General features: G+C 37.3%; 17 protein-coding genes. 14 read left to right on the forward strand and 3 right to left on the reverse strand.

What is annotated here, in order from left to right:
- Nucleotides 1-76 precede the first annotated feature (76 nt).
- The 4 genes from C7N65_RS05380 (at nt 77) to C7N65_RS05395 (ending at nt 5,398) form a co-directional block, all read left to right on the forward strand.
- On the forward strand, nt 77-406 hold the full coding sequence (locus tag C7N65_RS05380) for a DUF2200 domain-containing protein (RefSeq protein WP_105993656.1): 330 nt from the start codon (nt 77-79) through the stop codon (nt 404-406).
- 420 nt (nt 407-826) lie between these two features.
- Entirely contained in the window at nt 827-2,734 is a 1,908-nt protein-coding gene (gene thrS, locus C7N65_RS05385) for a threonine--tRNA ligase (RefSeq protein WP_105993451.1), read from the forward strand.
- Between the two features lie 221 nt (nt 2,735-2,955).
- Nucleotides 2,956-4,293: an aspartate aminotransferase family protein gene (locus tag C7N65_RS05390; RefSeq protein WP_105993452.1), complete on the forward strand. Its 1,338-nt coding sequence runs from the start codon at nt 2,956-2,958 to the stop codon at nt 4,291-4,293.
- A 13-nt stretch (nt 4,294-4,306) separates the two neighbouring features.
- Nucleotides 4,307-5,398, forward strand: coding sequence for a hypothetical protein (locus tag C7N65_RS05395; RefSeq protein ID WP_105993453.1), 1,092 nt, complete (start codon nt 4,307-4,309; stop codon nt 5,396-5,398).
- An 856-nt stretch (nt 5,399-6,254) separates the two neighbouring features.
- Here the strand turns inward: C7N65_RS05395 and C7N65_RS05400 are convergent.
- Nucleotides 6,255-6,623: a DUF2294 domain-containing protein gene (locus tag C7N65_RS05400; RefSeq protein ID WP_415918790.1), complete on the reverse strand. Its 369-nt coding sequence runs from the start codon at nt 6,621-6,623 to the stop codon at nt 6,255-6,257.
- Nucleotides 6,624-6,894: 271 nt separating this feature from the next.
- Nucleotides 6,895-7,692, reverse strand: a complete 798-nt coding sequence (tagH, locus tag C7N65_RS05405; RefSeq protein WP_105993455.1) for a teichoic acids export ABC transporter ATP-binding subunit TagH — start codon at nt 7,690-7,692, stop codon at nt 6,895-6,897.
- A gap of 291 nt (nt 7,693-7,983) precedes the next feature.
- Between tagH and C7N65_RS05410 the strand changes: the two genes are divergently transcribed.
- From C7N65_RS05410 to tagD, 4 genes are all read left to right on the forward strand, one after another.
- On the forward strand, nt 7,984-8,787 hold the full coding sequence (locus C7N65_RS05410; protein ID WP_105993456.1) for an ABC transporter permease: 804 nt from the start codon (nt 7,984-7,986) through the stop codon (nt 8,785-8,787).
- Between the two features lie 74 nt (nt 8,788-8,861).
- Entirely contained in the window at nt 8,862-9,956 is a 1,095-nt protein-coding gene (tarB, locus tag C7N65_RS05415; RefSeq protein WP_105993457.1) for a teichoic acid glycerol-phosphate primase TarB, read from the forward strand.
- Nucleotides 9,953-11,011 (forward strand): glycosyltransferase family 2 protein, encoded by a 1,059-nt coding sequence (locus tag C7N65_RS05420; protein WP_105993458.1) that lies wholly within the window; start codon nt 9,953-9,955, stop codon nt 11,009-11,011. Before tarB ends, C7N65_RS05420 begins: the two co-directional genes overlap by 4 nt.
- Nucleotides 11,012-11,092: 81 nt before the next feature.
- Nucleotides 11,093-11,491 (forward strand): glycerol-3-phosphate cytidylyltransferase, encoded by a 399-nt coding sequence (gene tagD, locus C7N65_RS05425; RefSeq protein ID WP_105993459.1) that lies wholly within the window; start codon nt 11,093-11,095, stop codon nt 11,489-11,491.
- 86 nt (nt 11,492-11,577) lie between these two features.
- Here the strand turns inward: tagD and pbp4 are convergent, their stop codons facing one another.
- Nucleotides 11,578-12,867, reverse strand: a complete 1,290-nt coding sequence (gene pbp4 / locus C7N65_RS05430) for a penicillin-binding protein PBP4 (RefSeq protein WP_105993460.1) — start codon at nt 12,865-12,867, stop codon at nt 11,578-11,580.
- 240 nt (nt 12,868-13,107) lie between these two features.
- On the opposite strand from pbp4, the gene C7N65_RS05435 reads away from it, so the two are divergent.
- The 6 genes from C7N65_RS05435 (at nt 13,108) to C7N65_RS05460 (ending at nt 20,768) form a co-directional block, all read left to right on the forward strand.
- Nucleotides 13,108-14,838 carry an ABC transporter ATP-binding protein gene (locus C7N65_RS05435; protein ID WP_105993461.1) on the forward strand — a complete coding sequence of 577 codons (1,731 nt, stop codon included), beginning with the start codon at nt 13,108-13,110 and terminating at the stop codon, nt 14,836-14,838.
- A 314-nt stretch (nt 14,839-15,152) separates the two neighbouring features.
- A complete protein-coding gene (locus C7N65_RS05440; protein WP_105993462.1) occupies nt 15,153-16,382 on the forward strand; it encodes a NupC/NupG family nucleoside CNT transporter in 1,230 nt (409 codons plus the stop codon).
- Between the two features lie 411 nt (nt 16,383-16,793).
- The gene (locus tag C7N65_RS05445; RefSeq protein WP_105993463.1) at nt 16,794-17,630 is read left to right on the forward strand and encodes a YitT family protein; all 837 of its coding nucleotides are present in this window, start codon (nt 16,794-16,796) and stop codon (nt 17,628-17,630) included.
- 299 nt (nt 17,631-17,929) lie between these two features.
- Nucleotides 17,930-18,736: an ABC transporter ATP-binding protein gene (locus tag C7N65_RS05450; RefSeq protein WP_105993464.1), complete on the forward strand. Its 807-nt coding sequence runs from the start codon at nt 17,930-17,932 to the stop codon at nt 18,734-18,736.
- Between the two features lie 11 nt (nt 18,737-18,747).
- The gene (locus C7N65_RS05455) at nt 18,748-19,755 is read left to right on the forward strand and encodes a FecCD family ABC transporter permease (RefSeq protein WP_105993465.1); all 1,008 of its coding nucleotides are present in this window, start codon (nt 18,748-18,750) and stop codon (nt 19,753-19,755) included.
- Complete coding sequence (locus C7N65_RS05460) at nt 19,752-20,768, forward strand: FecCD family ABC transporter permease (RefSeq protein ID WP_105993466.1); 1,017 nt, start codon at nt 19,752-19,754, stop codon at nt 20,766-20,768. The genes C7N65_RS05455 and C7N65_RS05460 overlap by 4 nt, the downstream gene beginning before the upstream one ends.
- Nucleotides 20,769-20,874 lie beyond the last annotated feature (106 nt).

Here is a 20,874-nt window from a genome sequence, read left to right on the forward strand (position 1 = left end):
CATTAAACAAACCGCTATAATGTAAACAACAATAATAGAAGGAGTGACATGCGTGGCTAGAAGAACAATCAATGAGATGAAAGTTTCAAGTGTATATCCGCACTATGTAACTAAAGTAGAGAAAAAAGGGCGTACAAAGGCCGAGTTGGATGAAGTGATCACTTGGTTAACCGGTTATGATCAAACGGGTATCGAAAAAGTTTTGGAAAACGGGACTACGTTTGAGATTTTCTTTGAACAAGCACCGCAGTTGAATCCGAATCGTAAAATGATAACAGGTGTGATTTGCGGCGTACGTGTGGAAGAAATCGAAGAACCTTTAATGCAGGAAGTCCGCTATTTGGATAAATTAGTGGATGAATTGGCAAGAGGCAAAAAGATGGAGAATATATTGAGGAAGCCTTGATGTGAAGCGGTTTCAATTTTTACAGAATCATGAACATGTTCGTATGTCGATTGTCAAATCGAAATTGTTACGATATAATGAACATAATTTAAAAAACAATTTCTATGAGAAAGATACAAGATACAAAATTTAAGTCAGAGAGAGAAAGTCATAGGCTGGAAACTTTCTTATTACTTAAACTGTGTCTTACTACTTTCGAGATGTATATGAAAATATACCGATTTATGACATGTTACGTCATACCAATGAGGAAACAAGCAAACAAACACGTATGCTGTTATACGGCAGGTTGTATCCAGCTTGTTTCGAATGTGGGTGGTACCACGAGCATAAACTGCACTCGTCCCTTTTATCTAGGGGATAAGTGCAGTTTTTTTATTTCAAAAATATGGATTATAAGAATTTAAGGAGGCAATTATTATGTCAGAACAAGTCATCGTTACTTTACCAGATCAACGCAAATTGGAGGTGGAACAAGGCACAACACTTTACCAAGCAGCTCAGCAAATCGGTAGTTCATTTGCGAAAAAAGCCGCAGTTGCGAATGTAGATGGTACATTATATGGTTTAAATGAATACATCAACGAAGATTGCCAAGTTGAATTCTTCACATACGAAGATGAACAAGGCTTAGAAGCCATTCGTTACACATTAGGTTATTTAGCAGGAGAAGTTTTAGCAAAACAAGGCGCAAAAGTAGCTGGTTTCGGTGCGAATAAAGAACAATTCTTTGTGGATTTCAAACCAGAAACTAATTTAAAAGCAGCTGACTTAGAAGATGTCGCAAAAGCAGTGAAAAAAGCAATCAGTGCCAATCATCCGATTGAAATCCGTGAATTATCTAAACTCGAAGCATTAGATCAATTCAGTGATAATGCATTTATGCAGCACCATATTGAACAAGCACAAGAGCCTGTTAAAGTGGCAGTACACGGCGATTATAAAGCAGTGATTGATCAACCATTAGTCAGCAACTTATCAAAAGTGAAACACTTCAGCTTGCAATCTATCTCAGCAACTAACTGGTTGCGCGATGTTAATAATGAATCGTTGCAACGTGCGGCAGGTTTTGCATTCGCAGATGCTAAAGCTTTAGAAGAACACTTAGCATTCATTGATAAATATGAACAAATCAACCACCGTCGTTTAGGTAAAGAATTAGATATCTTCTCATTCTCTGAATATGCACCAGGTATGCCATTCTATGCACATAACGGACAAGTGATTCGTTTAGAGTTGCAAAATATGTTGAGACAATTGCAGTTTGAATCAGATTACGAAGAAGTTTATACTCCATTCATTATGGATGAAACTTTATGGAAAAACAGCGGACACTGGGATCACTATCAAGACAATATGTACTTCACTGAAGTAGACGAACAAACATATGCCTTAAAACCAATGAACTGCCCAGGCCATATGTTGATTTATAAAAATCATCTTCATTCTTATCGCGATTTACCGATTCGTATGGCAGAATTCGGCCAAGTACATCGTCATGAATTAAGCGGTTCTTTAAATGGTTTATTCCGTGTAAGAACATTTAACCAAGATGATGCACATATCTTTGTACGCCGTGATCAAATCGAATCAGAAATTTTAGAAGTACTTGGATTAATCCATAAAGTATACAGCGTGTTCGGCTTTGATTACAGTATTGAATTATCAACACGTCCAGATGATTATATGGGTGAAATCGAATTATGGGATTTCGCAGAACAATCACTTGAAAATGTATTAAACCAACATAACTTTGAATATACAGTCAATGAAAAAGACGGTGCTTTCTATGGCCCTAAAATCGATATTCACATCAAAGACGCATTAGGCAGAAGCCACCAATGCGGTACTGTACAACTTGATTTCCAAATGCCGGAAAAATTCGATTTAACATTTGTAAATCAAGATGGTGAAAAAGAACGTCCAGTTGTTATCCACCGTGCTATTTACGGTTCAAGCGATCGCTTTATCGGTATTTTACTTGAACACTTCGGCGGCAACTTACCATTATGGTTAGCTCCTGTTCAATTAGAAGTGATTCCGGTTAATGCAGACTTGCATTTAGATGCTGTGAAAGATTTAAAACGTCAATTAAAAGCAGAAGGTTTCAGAGTAGACTTAGATCTTTCAGATGAAAAAATGGGATACAAAATCCGTCAAGCACATTTGAAAAAAGTACCTTATACACTTGTAGTCGGTGACAATGAAGTTGAAAATGGTACTGTCGCAGTAAGAAAACGCGGCGATTCTGAAGAAACTAGCATCGATGTCAAAGCTTTCATCGAACAATTGAAAGCTGAAAGAGATGTATTAAATTCAGTGGAATAAATAAAATGTTTTATAAATAAAATGGTAACCGTTATTTGAGCGGTTACTTTTTTATTTATCATGATATTTTACTAGAAAAGAGATAAAATAAAAAAATAACTCACGGTATTATCTGAATATTTTAAATAATCTGTTTACAGTCGGCGTTTTTAGTAGTATATTACATATATTCAATTCTCTGAATCTAAATAAAATTGTGCAAAATGAAGGAGATGTTTATGATGGCAAATGCTCAAGAAATATTCGAACGGGACGATAAGTATTTTGCCCATGCAGGGAGAATTCCTTATTATCCGCTTATTATCGATCACGCACACGGGGCTACTTTAACAGATATCAGCGGTAAGGAATATATTGACTTGTTATCAAGTGCAAGTTCTCAAAATGTTGGTCATACACCTGAAAAAGTGGTGAAAGCAATTCAAGAACAGACCAATAAAATGATTCATTATACACCAGCGTATATGTATCATGAACCGCTAGCGAATTTAGCAGAGAAAATATGCGGACTGTCGCCAGGAAATTATAGAAAAAGAGTTATCTTCGGTTTAACGGGATCTGATGCTTGTGACGGTATTATTAAATTTGCACGAGCTTATACAGGACGACCTCACATTATTAGCTTCACAAATGCTTATCATGGCTCAACTTTTGGATCTATTTCATTATCAGCAATCAGCTTAAACATGCGCAGGAAAATCGGACCATTATTACCAGATGTGCACCATATTCCATATCCAGATAGCTATAGAGGAATGTATGGTTCGACAAAACCTAATACTGTAGAAGAATATCTTGCGCCATTAAATGAGATGTTTGAGAAGTATTTACCGCCTGAAGAGGTAGCATGTATTGTTGTTGAAACACTTCAAGGCGACGGTGGTTTGCTTGAACCGGTAGAGGGCTATTTTGAAGCACTCGAAAAGTTATGCAAGAAACACGGCATTCTAATTGCTGTAGATGATATCCAACAAGGTATGGGGCGTACAGGCAAATGGAGTTCAATCGAGCACTTTAATTTTGAACCTGATTTAGTGGCATATGGAAAATCTTTAGCAGGAGGTATGCCGATGTCAGCAATTGTTGGTCGGGAAGAAATCTTAGAAAGTTTATCTTCTCCAGCTCATCTATTTACTATGGGAGCGAATCCGGTCAGCTGTGCCGCTGCATTAGCAACACTTGAAATGTTAGAAGAAGAAAACTTAGTTGAAAAATCAGCAACTAAAGGAAAATACGCCAAAGTCTATATGAAAAAATGGGAAGAAAAATATGATTTTGTCGGTAATGTAAGAGGTCTAGGACTCTCGATAGGCATTGATATTGTTAAAGATAAAAAGACAAAAGAAAGAGACAATCAAGCAGCATTAAAAATTTGCAACCGCTGCTATGAAAGAGGTTTAGTCATTATTGCTGTCGCTGGGAATGTATTGAGATTCCAACCACCGCTTGTCATAACAGATGAACAGTTAGATTATGCTTTAAAGGTACTTACAGAGACAATGCAGGAATTAGAAGATGGAAAACTAGATGATTACCAAGTTGAAGGACAAGGTTGGTAATAGGGGTGAATATATGGGACAAACTATCGATTGGAAAAATGTTATTAAATTAAGCGGCGCCTACATGGCTTACTTAATTGGATCAGGTTTTGCAACAGGACAAGAAGTTATGCAGTTTTTTGCTTCTTATGGAAAAGCGGGTATTGCAGGAATCGTTTTAAGTGCGATTTTATTCTGCTCGTTAGGTGTAACTTTAATGACGAGAGGCTTCGAGCTGCAATTGAAACAACCGGGAGATATTTTTAAACTGTATTGCGGAAAAATTATAGGTCGGTTGATTGAATATTTTACGTTATTATTCTTGTTTAGTATCGTTGTAATCATGATTTCTGGTACTGGTGCAATCGCACACGAACACTTTGGCATTCCAACATATATCGGTCTGATAGGAATGGGTGTCATAACAATGCTTACGGTTATTTTCGGATTGAAGAAACTGGTAGATATTATTGGGGCGGTCGGACCCGTTATTGTAGTTCTAACAATTGCTATTTGTTTAGTAGTTTTCTTCAAAAATATTAATGGATTACCTTCTTTAGATACTTTACCGCAAGCAGCAAAAGATTTACAGCCAGCAGGACACTGGTGGCAAGCGAGTATATTATTTTTCTGTTACAACATTTTAGCAGGAACTATCTTTTTCACTCAATTAGGTCAACAAGCTGGTAGTCGAAAAGAAGCTGCGGCTGCAGGTATATGCGGCGGTGCTGGATTAATGCTGGCAGTATTAGCTATGGTAGTCGCTATGTTTGCACATTATCCAAATGTATTAAAACTTGAAGTACCGGTATTGTATTTAGGTGACACAATCAGTCCGATAGTTGCAATGATATTTTCAATTTGTATTTTGTTAGGTATTTATTCAACAACAGCACCAATGTATTGGTTAGTAAAAAATGAATTTATGAGATTTATACCAGCAAAATTCGGCTTGATTGTGACAGTAGTATTAGGTGTTGTCTTCATGCTTGGCGGAACATTGCCATTTGGTAAATTAGTAGCAATGATTTATCCATTTGTTGGATACATTGGATTGGCAATGGTAATTGTCATTTTTGCTAGAACTATATGGTCGAAAGTAAAGCCGCAAAGTAATAATATTTAAACTATAAAAATAACGCATTGCAGTTGAAAAAGGGCAGCTGCAATGCGTTTGTTTTGTTAAGGGTTATTTTTATAGATTTCAGTGTTTCAATTAAGAAGTTGAGGGAGCTTAATTGAACACGTTTTAACATTTTTTTGTTAAGGGTTATCAGAATGCAGGGCTATTCACATTCTGAAATGTCGTGTGATTTAAGTGGTCGTTTGATTAACGGCCAGGTTTACATATACAATCTTATGCTTTGAATCGATGGTTGTATTTCAGAGCGACTTTAGAACTCTGTTTGATTTAAGTTAGGGTTGTGGTCAAGTATGAAATAGTACGGTATAGCTTTAATAGGGTTGAGGGATCTGCTGGTCGTACCTTATTTCATAACTTGATAGCGTTTAAGTGTTTTAACGCGAATTGTTGAAACCATCAATAAATGATAGCATCTGGCTATTTAGCATGAACGCTGACTTATCGTTAGGGTTGTAAATAGTTGTTAGGGTAATGTGTGTCCGTTCGCCACGGCTCGCTAAGGGCTGCTTTTTTCAATCACTGTTACTATAGGGGATTCGCAAAGCAATGGTTAAAGCAGACACACTTTTAAATTTCGTACGCATCAGCAAGGGCTGTCAGCTTAATGCGCTGTTCAAGGGTTCATACAGTGCCTTACTATAGTGGTGAGCGTAAAGCGTTGTATATTATTTTAGAAATGAATGGTTGTTTATCAGATAAGTTCAACGTCATTGTATATGGAAAATAAAAAACTCGATCCTGTTTACATGCATCACCTCCTTGAAATGTCGTTTCGAGTTTCAAAGCGGGTTAGTAAACAGCACCGAGTACCTTACACCAATCCTGGAAATATTTGGTTTTATTCTATATTACGGTCAAATACAAATATTGAAATGACCTCGTCATCTTCTAAATTTACGTCTGTAAATAGTTTTACAAATTTAGCGCCTACTAAATCTTCCATTTGTGTTGGAGGATGCTGCTTATAAAGCTGTTTGATTTCTTCTGTACGTCCGAATTTAAGCATTCTTTCAAATTCTTTGCTTTCGGTATTACGCAAATAGAAATTTTCAACTTTGCTTAGGCTGCCTGTCATATGAGCGATTGCCCAATTATCTTTGAAAAACACTTTGATTTGTTCTGGTCCTTTGCCTATGTGTGATTTACGATAAGCACGGACAAGATTCGCAAAGGCTTGTGTTTTGTTTTGGTTAGCTATATCAATCACCTGCTTACTAGAGAAATGATATGACATATTGAGTTCAGGCTGTATTGCATCGATACACCTTCACTAAAATTTAATGAAGTATGCAGCAACGCTGAATGTTATGCTCTGATCAAAATGCCAAGTTACAAGTGAGTAAGACATTATTTAAAGAGCAGCTTTAATGTGCCTGTTATTTTTACACTTGTATTTAATAATAATACTTTTTGCGCTTGATTTAAAGGGGTTTGTTTCAAAATTTGCTGATTCATTCTGAGTTGTCTTGCAGATTCCTTTACTTCATCACAAATCGTGTTTCGTCTAATTGTTTGCGGAATGCTTTTTGGTCTGCTTTTGATTTCTTTTTAAAGTCCTTTAAGAATTGTTCGTATTTCGGCAGAACCTCTTTCACATCTCCGAAATCTTTGAGACGGCCGCCTTCAATCCAAGCAATTTTAGTACAGAATTGACGGACTTGGCCGATATTGTGGCTCACGAAGAAGATAGTTTTTCCAGCTTCTTTGAACTCGTGGATTTTGTCTAATGATTTCTGCGTGAATGTTTGGTCGCCTACAGATAACGCTTCGTCAATTACTAAGATATCGGGATCGATAGTTACGTTGATAGAGAAGCCGAGTTTTGCGCGCATACCGCTTGAGTACTTTTTAACGGGTTGATAAATAAACTCGCCAAGTTCGCTGAATTCTACAATTTTAGGTGTTAATGCTTTGATTTGTTTGCGGTTGAACCCCATACAAAGCATTTTGAATTCGATATTTTCCAAGCCAGTCAATTGCGCGTTGAGTCCTGCGTTAATCGCAATAACACTCACTTCGCCGTTCTTTGTGATTTTGCCTTCTGTATTTGAAAGCGACCCTCCGATAATGTTGCTGAGGGTAGATTTTCCGGAACCGTTGATGCCGACTAAGCCGATGACATCTCCTTTATAAGCTGTCATCGAAACATCTTTCAAAGCGTAAAATGTTTTATTTTTATGATTAGGAATGAGCGCATCTTTGATTCGTTCTTTATTATTACGATAGATACGATATTCTTTTGTAATATTATCCATCTTTACAGATACATCTTTCATTGTATAACCTCTTCCTTAACCTCTATTTACTCTATTATAGTACAAATTGCGATGTCGAGAGGACAAAACGCATGTGTTTTCTTCAACGCTATAAATTTTACCATTTCTTGAAGAATAGGTCATTATTTTAGTGAGTGCAGTCATTTCTCCGTAAATAATAATGAAAATTATTCCAATCTATATTATAATTACGTATAATGTTGAGATGGATATATTTCAAGCATAGAGAAATTGTTACATAAGTGTATGTAATGAAAAAATGCGCAAAACGTTTGAAAGCGTGGTTTGAACATGGGAGCATTAATAACTGTTCTGAAAGAACATATTAAAGGATTTTACTTAATCCATAGGTTAGCACAATTCCAATTAAAAATTGCTAACCATAATAACTATTTAGGAACAGCGTGGGAAATTATCAACCCGCTGATCCAAATCTTGGTTTACTGGTTCGTGTTCGGTTTTGGAATTCGTACGAACGCACCAGTTGACGGTATACCATTCATCTACTGGATGCTTGTAGGTATCAGTATGTGGTTCTTTATCAACCAAGGTATTTTAGATGGGACACGTTCGATTGTATCGAAATTCAATCAAGTTGCTAAAATGAACTTCCCATTATCTATTATTCCGACTTATACCGTTACTTCAAAATTATACGGACATTTAGCATTACTTGGGATTATTATCATTTTCTGTATCGGTTCAGGAATTTACCCGACGATACACATTATTCAATTATTCTTATACGTCCCATTTGCTTATATCTTCACAAGTGCTGTAGCGTTGTTGACTTCAACACTAGGTGTATTGATTCGAGATACTCAAATGATGATGCAAGCGTTAATGCGTGTATTATTCTATGCGTCTCCGATTTTATGGGTCGCAAAACCTGGTACGATTGTCCAAAAGATTTTGATGCTGAATCCGATGTATTTCATCGCAGAATCTTACCGTGCAGCAGTGCTGTATCATAACTGGTACTTTATTGAACACTGGGAACTCGCGGTGTATAACATATTTATCGTATTATTCTTATACTTTGTAGGTTCTATTCTGCACATGCGCTACAGAGATCAATTTGCAGACTTTATGTAAGAAGATGAGCGATTCAACTCCAAGCATGTTTAGCGTGTTTGGAGTTTTTTTAAAAGAAAACAGAGGTGAAATCCATGAGACAAGTCATTAAAAAGGTTTATTTGATGACCATCAAAGTGTTGAACACGCTGCTGTACAAAAAGAAAATCAAAGCGAATCATATTGTTTTATTTATGAGTTTTAAAGAAGATGTCTTGCCTTTAATAGAAAGATTCAATAAAGAAGGGTATGACTTAACAGTTATCGGCAATGTGATGGATAAAAAAAGTATCTCAGACTTTGAACGTGTTAAGTTTTTAGCCAACGGCAATAAAAATGTCGTTGCACAACTCAATGCACTCGCAACAGCTAAAGTAATTTTTATTGATAATTATTACTTGCTGATGGGTGGGTATCGTAAGAAAGCGGGGCAGACGGTTATTCAAACATGGCATGCAGCAGGCGCTTTAAAGTACTTCGGATTAAAAGACCATTCCGTTGACTTGGCAAATAGACAAATGGTGAATCAATATATGCGTGTCTATAATGCGACTGATCGTTATTTAGTCGGCGGAGCACCGATGGAAATTTGTTTTACTAATGCCTTCAGCGCTAAACCGCACCAAATGCTTCGTTTTGGTTTGCCTAGAATGCAGCGTTACTTTACAGTGAATATAGAACAGCAAAAAGAAGAACTGAAACAACGTTATGGTATCAAAGGCAAACTTGCAGTATATGTACCGACATACAGAGAAAATCATCAAGCAAACAGAACGATAGATAAGAAACGTTTTGAAGAGGCACTGCCAGGTTTTACAGTTATTAATAAATTGCATCCTTCAGCAGTCAAGTTAGGTGAAGTGTGTACGATAGCGACACAGCATTTATTCTTGATGGCAGATGTAGTCATCACAGACTACAGCTCTCTGGCAATTGAAGCTGGACTGATTAATAAACCGGTGCTCTTTTACGTTTATGATCAAGCAGAATACGAGAGCGAACGCGGCTTGAATCATTTCTATTGGCAAATACCTGAAGAATATAAAGCCTATAATGAAAATGAGTTGCTGAGCAAGTTGCAAGAAGGGCGCGAACACTATCCGCCGCTCTTTAAAGATTGGCATAGTTACAATAGTAAAGAAACACTGAATCAAATTTCAAATTATATAAAAGAATTGGTGAAACGATGAAAATATCTATTATTATTCCTGTTTATAATTCAGAAGATGTCATTAAAAAAGCAGTGAGCTCTATCGATACGAAGTATGATCATGAAATTATTTGTATCAATGACGGCTCAACAGACAATACTTTAGAAGCACTTGAAACACTGCAAAAAGAAAATAAACATGTCAAAATCATCAGTCAAACGAATAAAGGCGCAGCCGCAAGCCGTAATGTCGGTTTAGGACATATTACCGGAGATGTCTTTATGTTTTTAGATGCAGATGATGAATTCTTGCCGAGTCGGATTGATGTGATGGCACGCCGTTATGAACAAAATGAAGATGTTGAAATTGTCATCGGTCAAACAGGACGCGACTATCACGGCGAGTGGCGTACGTTCCCGACACACGAGGAAATCAAAAAAGATGAAATCGTTAATTTGTCGCAATGTCCAGCCATGCTGCAATCTATCGGACCGAGAGATAAAATGTTCAGTGCGCGATTTAAGAACTTGCGCTTTGATGAAGATATTGTCTTTTGCGAAGAACATACTTTTATGGCGCATGCCTTTAATCAAGCGCATGACATTCAATTACTGCCAGATATTATCGCAGGTTATAATGTCCGAGAGAATTCGATTACAGCACGCAGTGTCGAGCGCTTCTTTGACTATATGCATGATGCTTATATTGTTCGTCAGCGTGTTATGGACTATTTAAGAATGCCGAATGTGCAACAATATTATAGTTATCGTATGGATGAACTGATTGTCAGCTATATGCTGCAGGCTTATGTGACTGAAAAGCCTAAAATGACACAAGCTTTATTAGACACAGTCATTCAATACATTGAAGGGATGCAGGGCACACATTATGACGGTGATGCACTCTTTAGAATCGTTAAAGTTGTAGAAGGCGGATGCAGCGGATGGACGTTGCATTTCTATAAACAGTGGCGTGAAGCTTTAAATAAAGTGGGCATAGGACGTCCGAATTATTTAGCATTTAAAGCACAGCTTGTACCTAAAAAGACAGCATTCAGAGGTCGTGCAGCATTAAAAAGTGCACTAAAACGTTGATGTATTAAGTTTGTAAGTGAAATAATGTTGAAAGTGTGTTATTTTTTACAGTAGCTTAACATTGTAAAGGAGGGTTTAAATTTGAAGAGAGTTATCACTTACGGTACATATGATTTACTGCATTATGGTCATATTGAACTATTAAGAAGAGCGAGAGAAATGGGAGACTACTTGATTGTAGCACTCTCTACAGACGAATTTAACCGCATTAAAAACAAAAAATCATATTACAATTACGAACAAAGAAAAATGATGCTGGAATCCATTCGTTATGTTGACTTAGTCATCCCTGAAGATGACTGGGGTCAAAAAGAACGTGACGTAGAACGTTACGATGTGGATACATTTGTAATGGGTCATGACTGGGAAGGCGAATTCGATTTCCTAAAAGATAAGTGCGAAGTCATTTATTTAAAACGTACAGAAGGCATTTCTACAACTCAAATCAAAAAAGAGTTATATGGCAAAGATGCTAAATAATATAACAACAGAGGCGTTACTACCGAATGAGTTTCGGAGGTAACGCCTCTGTTTTATGTTGTACTGTTGTTTTAAGATACCGTATCTTATTTTTTGCGGCGGAACAGTTCCATAATCATGTAAATAACAATAGCAAGTGCTGCGACAACGAATGCGCTGCCGATAATTGTAAGCACCGGATGTTCGCTCCAAGATGATTTCGCAAATGTTGTTGCTTTATGTGTCAACGGACGATTGACATCTACTGCAGGCGGACCGTAATCTTTTGAGATAAATGTACGATCATAATCGATATGCAGCTTGCTGTCTTCAATGACATATTTATAATCATCTTTTGTAAAGTCTTGAGGAAGGATATCGTATAAATCTTTTTCTACAAAGTAAGTTTTACCATTGATTTTGTGTTCGCCTTTAGACATGACTTTTACATATTTATATTGTTCGAATGATTGATTCATTAAGCTGTTGCCGATTTTGTTGCGTTCTTTGTCTCCGCCGAGATTTTTGAAATCACCGGCACCCATAATCGCTTGATCGATACGGAAACCGTCACTTTTAGTAGTTAAGGTATGGTTGTAATCCGCTACATCGCTTGACCCGGTTTTCAAACCATCTGTACCTGGAAGACTTAATTCAGAACCTTCTAAAGACCAGTTGAACGTATAATATGTCACACCGTGTTGTGTCGGTGCGATGGCTTTAGTGAAATCTAATACCTTCGGTGTATCTTGAACGACTCTTTGAGAAAGGATCGCAAAGTCTCTTGCTGTTGCTGTACTGCGTGTTTCATCTTTGTAGCGTTCTGGCGCAAAACTTTCCAATAATCTGTTTTCAGCACCTGTCGGATTTACAAAGTGTGTATGGTTCATGCCGATATCTTTAGCAGTTTCATTCATTTTATCAGTGAAATCTGAAGTAGAATCAGAAACTTGATTCGCAAGAATCAACGCAGCTGCGTTGCTGGAAGCTGAAACTGTAATTTGAAGCAGCTCTCTGATCGTATACGTTTCGCCAGGATATAACTTCGTGTTGCTGAGCTCTGGAAGTGTCGACATTCTATAGTTATCCTCTGAAATTTTGACGGTATCATCTAATGATAATTTACCGTCTTTTACAGCTTTTAATGTGAGGTACATAGTCATAAGTTTAGACATTGAAGCGGGATACCATTTCTTATCCATGTTATAGTCGTATAAGACTTGACCTGTTTGGCTGATGTTGACTGCACCTTCAGGTTCAAATCCTTCAGAAATATTTTGTCCGCGTTCATTTGCAATTTGAACGGGGGATTTGGTTTGTGTGTCTGCATTTGAAAATGGTGTTATAATTGTACTTACGAAGAATATTAACATTGTCAGTATTACTATCTTTTTCATTATGTATTTTTCAGTCCTTCAACAAAAATAATTTCACAAGTAAAACTATTTTATCATAAAAGTAGTTTGAAACAAGTGAGTAAAATGCATGGGCGCAAGGATTACAAATGGTGTCAGTCTGAGGGATGTCTGACCGAAGTGTGCTCGGAGGTCTAAAAACAGGACGAATGAAGAAACGTACATAAAGTGTAAATGTTTTGTGAAGATAATTTAAAAATATAATTGAGGTAAGCGTGAAAAATGAAACATTCTACTAAAACATCTAATCCACTCTTATTTTTACTTAAGAAACTGACATGGCCAATCGGCTTAATTGCGATTGCAGTATCCATTTCCTCATTAGGCAGTATCAGTGGTTTAATCGTACCTTTATTCACAGGAAAAATGGTTGATAAATTTACTGGCAGTCAATTCAACATGCAGTTTATTTTGATATTCATTATTGTTTTTGCGCTCAATGCAGTACTGAGCGGGATTGGTCTTTATTTGCTGAGTAAAATCGGTGAAAAGATTATTTATGCGATTCGAACAGTCGTGTGGGAACATATTATACGTCTTAGAATGCGCTTCTTTGATGTGAACGAAAGCGGACAGCTGATGAGTCGGCTGACTGATGATACAAAAGTGATTAATGAGTTTGTATCGCAAAAACTGCCGAATGTACTGCCGTCTATTATTACGCTGATCGGTTCGTTGATTATGCTGTTTATTATGGATTGGCAAATGACATTGCTGACGTTTATTACGATACCGCTCTTTGTGGTCATTATGATCCCACTAGGTAAAGTGATGCAGAAAATTTCTACGAAAACACAAGCTGAAATTGCGAATTTCAGCGGCTTGCTCGGTCGTGTATTGACTGAGATGCGCTTAGTCAAAGTTGCGAACACAGAACAAGTGGAGCTGGATAAAGCACATGTGAATCTAAAGGAAATTTATAAACTAGGTTTAAAACAAGCGAAGATTGCGGCGGTTATTCAGCCTATTTCAGGTTTGATTATGTTATTAACTATCGGAATTATTTTAGGGTTCGGCGGTATTCGTATTTCTTCAGGCGCAATTACAGCCGGAACATTGGTCGCAATGATTTTCTATGTGATTCAAATGTCTATGCCGCTGGTGAACCTTTCGACATTAATGACAGATTATAAGAAAGCTGTCGGTGCCAGCAGCCGTATTTATGAAATTATGCAAGAACCATTGGAAGAAGTGTATTTGCCGACGGGTCAAACTTTAGAAAACGGCAATATCGACTTCGAACATGTTCATTTTGCGTACGATACGAAAGAAGTTTTGCATGATTTGGAATTTGAAATTCCAAAAGGGAAAGTGACTGCCTTTGTAGGACCTTCTGGTTCTGGTAAAAGTACTATCTTCAATTTGATTGAACGTATGTATGATGTGACACAAGGAGATATCCGTTATAACGGTGTCTCGATTTACAATTTGCCTTTATCCGATTGGCGAAACAAAATCGGTTATGTCATGCAGTCGAATGCGATGATGAGCGGTACAATTCGAGATAATATCTTATATGGTATTAACCGTGAAGTCACAGATGCAGAACTAATGAAATATACGCAACTAGCAAATTGTCATGACTTTATCATGGATTTTGATGAAGGCTACGATACTTTAGTCGGTGAACGCGGATTGAAATTATCCGGCGGACAGCGCCAAAGAATTGATATTGCACGCAGTTTTGTAAAGAATCCGGATATTCTGCTTTTAGATGAAGCGACGGCTAATTTAGACAGTGAAAGCGAGAAAAAGATACAAGAATCATTAGAGACATTAATGGAAGACCGTACAACAGTTGTCATTGCACATCGTCTCTCTACTATCATGAAAGCAGATCAGATTATTTTCTTAGACGGCGGGCGTGTCACAGGTATCGGCAAGCATAAAGAATTGATGGCTTCTCATCAAAAATACAAAGAGTTTGTGATGACACAAAAATTAACAGATTAAATGCATAGTATGATTAAAAGGTTGGAATTTAAAAGCGTTCCAACCTTATTTTTATTGCGATTTTAAATTGTTGAATAAAAGTGACAAATCGAAAATCATTGAAAATTTTTGTTTCGTTTCTTGAAAAATCTAATTCAAAGGCATGAGACAACATGATATACTAAAAAAGCACTTTAATTTTTTACAATTTGTAAATACGAACAATCTCTGGTATTAGAAGGATATTGTATAGAACATAGGGAATAAAACAGTAAATTATGATTCTAACAGTACTGACTCGTACGTAATAAAGTTATAGAAATGGTGGGTGTAAAATGTATTTACTGATCAATATTGTTGGTTTGATTGTATTTTTAGGTATTGCGGTGCTTTTCTCTAGAAACAGAAAAGCGATTCAGTGGAAGTCCGTAGGTATCCTAGTAGTAGTTAACTTGATTTTAGCTTGGTTCTTCGTGTTCTTCCCGTGGGGCAACTTAGCAGTTTCTAAAATGGCAGATGGTATTTCGTGGATTATTGAATCTGCAAATGCCGGAACAGGATTTGCGTTCCATAGTTTTGTAGATACAAAACAAATGGATATGGCGATTGCGGCATTGTTTCCTATCTTATTAGTCGTGCCGTTATTCGACATTCTAATGTACTTTAATATTTTACCTAAAGTTATCGGCGGTATCGGCTGGGTTTTAGCAAAAATCACTCGTCAGCCTAAATTCGAATCATTCTTTGGTATCGAAATGATGTTCTTAGGCAACACTGAAGCTTTAGCAGTTTCAAGTGAACAACTAAAACGTATGAATGAAATGCGTGTTTTAACAATTGCGATGATGTCAATGAGTTCTGTTTCTGGTGCGATTGTAGGGGCTTATGTCACTATGATTCCTGGTGAATTAGTACTTACAGCAATTCCATTGAATATTATTAACGCAATTATCGTTACTTCAATCTTAAACCCTGTCAGCGTTGAAGAACGTGAAGATATTATTTATCACATTCAACAAGAAGGCGTTGAACGTCAACCGTTCTTCTCATTCTTAGGAGACTCTGTTATTAATGCGGGTAAATTAGTATTAATTATTATCGCTTTCGTTATCAGTTTCGTAGCATTAGCTGATTTGATTGATCGTCTCATCCACATTATTTCAGGTACTGTTATTGGCTGGTTTAATGTTAAATTCAGCTTTGGTTTAGACCAGATTTTAGGTGTCATTATGGTGCCGTTCTCATTATTGCTTGGTTTACCTTGGAGTGAGGCATGGCCTGTAGCACAACAAATGGCAAAGAAAATTGTCACAAACGAATTCGTTGTAATGGGACAAATCTCAGATGCGGTTAAAACATATGATCCGCACAGAAGAGCAGTTATTTCAACATTCTTAGTATCATTTGCGAACTTCTCAACAATCGGTATGATTATCGGTACATTAAAAGGAATTGTCGACAAGAAGACGTCGGACTTTGTATCTAAATATGTACCTATGATGTTATTATCAGGTATTTTAGTATCATTATTAACAGCAGCATTCGTAGGATTGTTTGCTTGGTAAGCAATGAACAAAAAAGCATGATATTCGGAGGCTTCATCCGAGTATCGTGCTTTTTCATTTCTAAAACACAGAAAACAGGTTAATGTATGTGGGGAGACACAAACATTACCTGTTTTCAACGGGAAATGAATTTGATACACGAAGTCAGTAAGGACTAGGTACTGATCGTGCATTCGAGCGAAAATTTTGCTTGTTTATTGTAAACAACACAAAGGAGATAACTTCCTTAATCTCTTGATTAAGGAAGTTGAAATTTATTATAGCAAAGCTTGCGCACAAAGTAAACAAAATTTTCAGAATAATTAATTTAATATTTCATCCGTCGTGATTCTGCGGTCCAACATTGTAGGTATAAAGGGGACTGTGCTAGTATTTAAATTGTCTATACAATTTTATAAGGGGGCGGTTGGTATGAATAAAAAGACATGGCGTGATATAGCACTGGTTGTATTCGGAAGCTTTATGTTTTCTTTTGGTGTTAACACGTTCATCATTTCCGCACAATTAGGTGAAGGCGGCGTAACAGGACTTTCTATCGTATTGTACTACGCATTCCATCTTTCACCTGCCGTTACAAACTTTGTGTTGAATGCGATTTTAATTGTAATCGGTTATAAGTTCTTAAGTAAACGCAATATGTATTTAACTATTCTTGCGACTGTCTTGATTTCAGTTTTCCTAAGTTTAACGGAATCATGGCATGTTGAAACAGGGAATATGATTGTAAATGCAATTTTCGGGGGTTCTTCTGTAGGACTAGGCATCGGGGTGATTGTTCTAGCAGGAGGTACAACAGCAGGTACAACCATTTTGGCACGATTAGCTAATAAATATTTAGATGTCAGTACATCTTATGCATTGTTATTCTTTGATTTGATTGTAGTTGCGATTTCAATTACTGTTATTCCGATGAGCAAAATTTTAGTGACAATTATTTCATTATATATCGGAACAAAAGTAATGGAATTTGTAATTGAAGGTTTAAATACGAAGAAAGCGATGACGATTATTTCGAGCCGACCAGATGAAGTGGCTAAAGTCATTGATGAAAAGGTCGGACGCGGGGTTACGATTATGGATGGCCGCGGCTATTTCTCTAAAGAAGAGAAAGAGATTTTATATGTCGTTATCAGTAAGACACAAGTCTCTAAAGCGAAACGACTTATCAGAAAAATTGATGAGCAAGCCTTCTTAGTCATTCACGATGTGCGTGATGTATACGGCAACGGCTTTTTAGTAGAGGAATAACTGTAAAGGAATCGAGGCATTTGCCTCGATTTTTTGCGTTCTGTGCAATAATATTTGTTAGGAAATGAGCAGAAAAGATGTTATAATGTATCCTATGATAATGATTATCAATTACAGTTTGGTAATTGAGATAAAGTGATAAACACAACTATAAGGTATTTGAGATATACACAATTATTTTGTAAAAAGATGTATAGATTATGCGAAATTGAAGATAGCGGCAAACCTTGAAAAGAGTCGGTTATTACGGTAACTGTATTCAAGGAATCAATGTCGTATCCAACGGAGGATGAAGTATATTGACTAATCGTTTAAATGGTCAGCAAGTGACAATTGGATATGGGGATCATGTAATTGTCAATGATTTAGATGTAGAGATTCCTGATGGTAAAGTAACGTCAATTATTGGGCCTAACGGTTGCGGTAAATCGACATTGTTGAAAGCATTATCTAGATTATTAGCGGTCAAAGGCGGACAAATTACGCTTGACGGCAAAAATATTCATACACAATCAACAAAAGAAATCGCAAAGAAAATTGCGATTCTGCCTCAATCACCTGATGTCGCAGATGGTTTAACTACAGGTGAATTGGTATCTTATGGTCGCTTCCCGTACCAAAAAGGTTTCGGACGTTTAAGTGCAGAAGACAAAGCAGAAATTGATTGGGCACTTAGAGTTACAGGTACTTACGACTTTAAACACAGACCGATTAATGACCTAAGCGGTGGGCAAAGACAACGTGTCTGGATTGCGATGGCATTAGCTCAAAAAACAGATATTATTTTCTTAGATGAGCCTACTACTTATTTAGATATCAGCCACCAATTAGAAATTTTAGAGCTGGTTCAAGAATTGAACCGTGAACAAGGCTGTACTATTGTTATGGTCTTGCATGATATCAACCAAGCGATACGTTTCTCAGATCATTTAATTGCGATGAAAGCAGGAGAAATTGTATCCAGCGGTGAAACACAAGAAGTGTTGACGAAAGATATTCTAGAGAGATGTTTCAATATTGATGCGGAACTCAGTACTGATCCGAGAACAGGCAAACCTATGCTTGTGACGTATGATTTATTGTGCAAACATTACTCGAAAGTGTGAGGCAGTCATAAATGGGTGAGAGAGAGAAAAAGCAAAGATACACCAAATTCACAGCAACACTATGTATATCGCTGATATTACTTTTAGTCATGCTGGTGTTGTCCATTTTATATGGAGATGCGCACATTCATTTAGCAACAATTTATGATGCGATTTTCCATTATAATGCCTCAAATGAACAGCATAATATTATCAGTGAAATCAGAATACCGAGAGACTTAGGCGCTATTTTAGTCGGCATGGCTTTAGCTGTTGCCGGTGCAGTCGTACAAGGTGTGACGAAAAATGGTTTAGCTGACCCGAGTTTAATCGGTTTAAACGCAGGTGCCAGCTTCATGCTGGCTTTAACCTATGCGTTCATGCCGCAAGCTGCATTCGGTATATTGATGCTTGCTGGTTTTATCGGGGCAATCATGGGCGGTACGATTGTATTAATGATGGGCCGCTCTCGTACAGATGGTTTCAATCCGATTCGTATTATATTAGCGGGTGCTGCAGTCAGTGCTTTCCTTACGGCATTAAGCCAAGGTATCGCACTGGCTTTTAAATTAAACCAAGATATTAACTTTTGGAGTATGGGCGGTGTTTCCGGTACCACATGGTCGCAGCTGAAGTGGAGTGCGCCTGTCATCTTGATTACGATTGTATTGATTGTTTTATTAAGCAGACAATTAACTATCTTAAATCTTGGTGAAAGTCTTGCGAAAGGCTTAGGACAAAATGTCGGCTTTATCCGAGCATTCAGTCTGGTTTTAACGATGCTGCTGGCTGGTATTGCTGTTGCGATGGTAGGTCAAATTGCCTTTGTCGGTTTGATTGTCCCACATATTGTACGCTTTTTGATCGGTACAGATTATGCGAAAGTTATACCTGTCACAGCAATTTTGGGTGCACTGTTAGTACTGTTGGCTGATACTGTAGCACGTATGCTTGGCGATGCACCTGTCGGTGCTATTGTGTCATTTATCGGTGTGCCTTACTTTATCTATTTGATTAGAAAAGGAGGGCGCACGATATGATAGAGAAAAGTTTAAGAATCAAACAAATCATCGCATTGACGATTTTGATTATACTGCTTTTGTGTGCATGTGCTTGGAGTATGACTTCAGGCGAATATCAAATGTCTATCGGTACATTTTTTAAAACACTGTTCGGCTTTGGTGAATACACAGACAGTTTAATTTTATTAGAGTTCAGAATGCCGCGAATGCTGATTACTATTCTTGCAGGTGCTGCCTTAAGTTTAAGCGGTGCAATGATGCAGAGTGTGACGAATAACCCGCTTGCAGAGCCGGGGATTCTTGGTATTAATGCGGGCAGCGGTTTCTTTATCGCATTGTTTATTGTTATCGGACAAGTCAATGCGGACAGTTTTATTTACGTATTGCCTATTTTAAGTATGATCGGCGGTATTTTAACAGCGCTGGTTATTTTTTATTTCAGCTATTCTAAAGAGCGCGGTATGACACCTGCGAGTATGGTGCTCGTCGGTGTAGGCTTATCGGCAGCTTTATCTGGCGGTTCCCTGACTTTAATGTCAAAATTTGATAAAGACCAAGCTGAATTTATGGCGACATGGCTTGCCGGAAATATTTGGGGTGACGAATGGACATTTGTCATCGCATTGCTTCCGTGGCTGATAGTTATTGTACCGTTCTTATTTATGAAAGCTAATACGCTGAACATCTTAAATACAAATGAACAATTAGCACAAGGTTTAGGTGTGAATGTCAGACGTGATCGTATGGTTATTTTACTGCTGGCCGTAGCGTTGTCATCGGCTGCGGTCGCAGTCAGCGGCGCCATCAGCTTTATCGGTTTAATGGGTCCGCACATAGCGAAGACGATTGTAGGACCGAGACACCAATTATTTATGCCGCTGGCGGTTGTAATCGGTGCGTTCTTACTGGTCTTTTCAGATACTGTAGGTCAAGTGGTTTTACAACCTTCTGGTATTCCTGCAGGTATAGTCGTTGCTTTAATCGGCGCACCGTATTTCTTATATCTGATGTATCGTACTAAGTCCTTCTAATTGATTGTATTTGAAATTATATGTATAAGGTTGAAAGATATTGATGTGAAATCAACAAAATATATGATAGAATTATGTTAATTGTAGATAAAATCTGTTCAACTAT

This window comes from Staphylococcus simulans, from assembly GCF_002994445.1.
In the GTDB taxonomy this organism is placed as follows: Bacteria; Bacillota; Bacilli; order Staphylococcales; family Staphylococcaceae; genus Staphylococcus; species Staphylococcus simulans_B.

Coding starts and splice junctions, on each gene's coding strand:
- C7N65_RS05380 (WP_105993656.1), top strand. CDS start 77: ATGAAAGTTTCAAGTGTATATCCGCACTATGTAACTAAAGTAGAGAAA.
- thrS (WP_105993451.1), top strand. CDS start 827: ATGTCAGAACAAGTCATCGTTACTTTACCAGATCAACGCAAATTGGAG.
- C7N65_RS05390 (WP_105993452.1), top strand. CDS start 2,956: ATGGCAAATGCTCAAGAAATATTCGAACGGGACGATAAGTATTTTGCC.
- C7N65_RS05395 (WP_105993453.1), top strand. CDS start 4,307: ATGGGACAAACTATCGATTGGAAAAATGTTATTAAATTAAGCGGCGCC.
- tagH (WP_105993455.1), bottom strand. CDS start 7,692: ATGAAAGATGTATCTGTAAAGATGGATAATATTACAAAAGAATATCGT.
- C7N65_RS05410 (WP_105993456.1), top strand. CDS start 7,984: ATGGGAGCATTAATAACTGTTCTGAAAGAACATATTAAAGGATTTTAC.
- tarB (WP_105993457.1), top strand. CDS start 8,862: ATGAGACAAGTCATTAAAAAGGTTTATTTGATGACCATCAAAGTGTTG.
- C7N65_RS05420 (WP_105993458.1), top strand. CDS start 9,953: ATGAAAATATCTATTATTATTCCTGTTTATAATTCAGAAGATGTCATT.
- pbp4 (WP_105993460.1), bottom strand. CDS start 12,867: ATGAAAAAGATAGTAATACTGACAATGTTAATATTCTTCGTAAGTACA.
- C7N65_RS05435 (WP_105993461.1), top strand. CDS start 13,108: ATGAAACATTCTACTAAAACATCTAATCCACTCTTATTTTTACTTAAG.
- C7N65_RS05440 (WP_105993462.1), top strand. CDS start 15,153: ATGTATTTACTGATCAATATTGTTGGTTTGATTGTATTTTTAGGTATT.
- C7N65_RS05445 (WP_105993463.1), top strand. CDS start 16,794: ATGAATAAAAAGACATGGCGTGATATAGCACTGGTTGTATTCGGAAGC.
- C7N65_RS05455 (WP_105993465.1), top strand. CDS start 18,748: ATGGGTGAGAGAGAGAAAAAGCAAAGATACACCAAATTCACAGCAACA.
- C7N65_RS05460 (WP_105993466.1), top strand. CDS start 19,752: ATGATAGAGAAAAGTTTAAGAATCAAACAAATCATCGCATTGACGATT.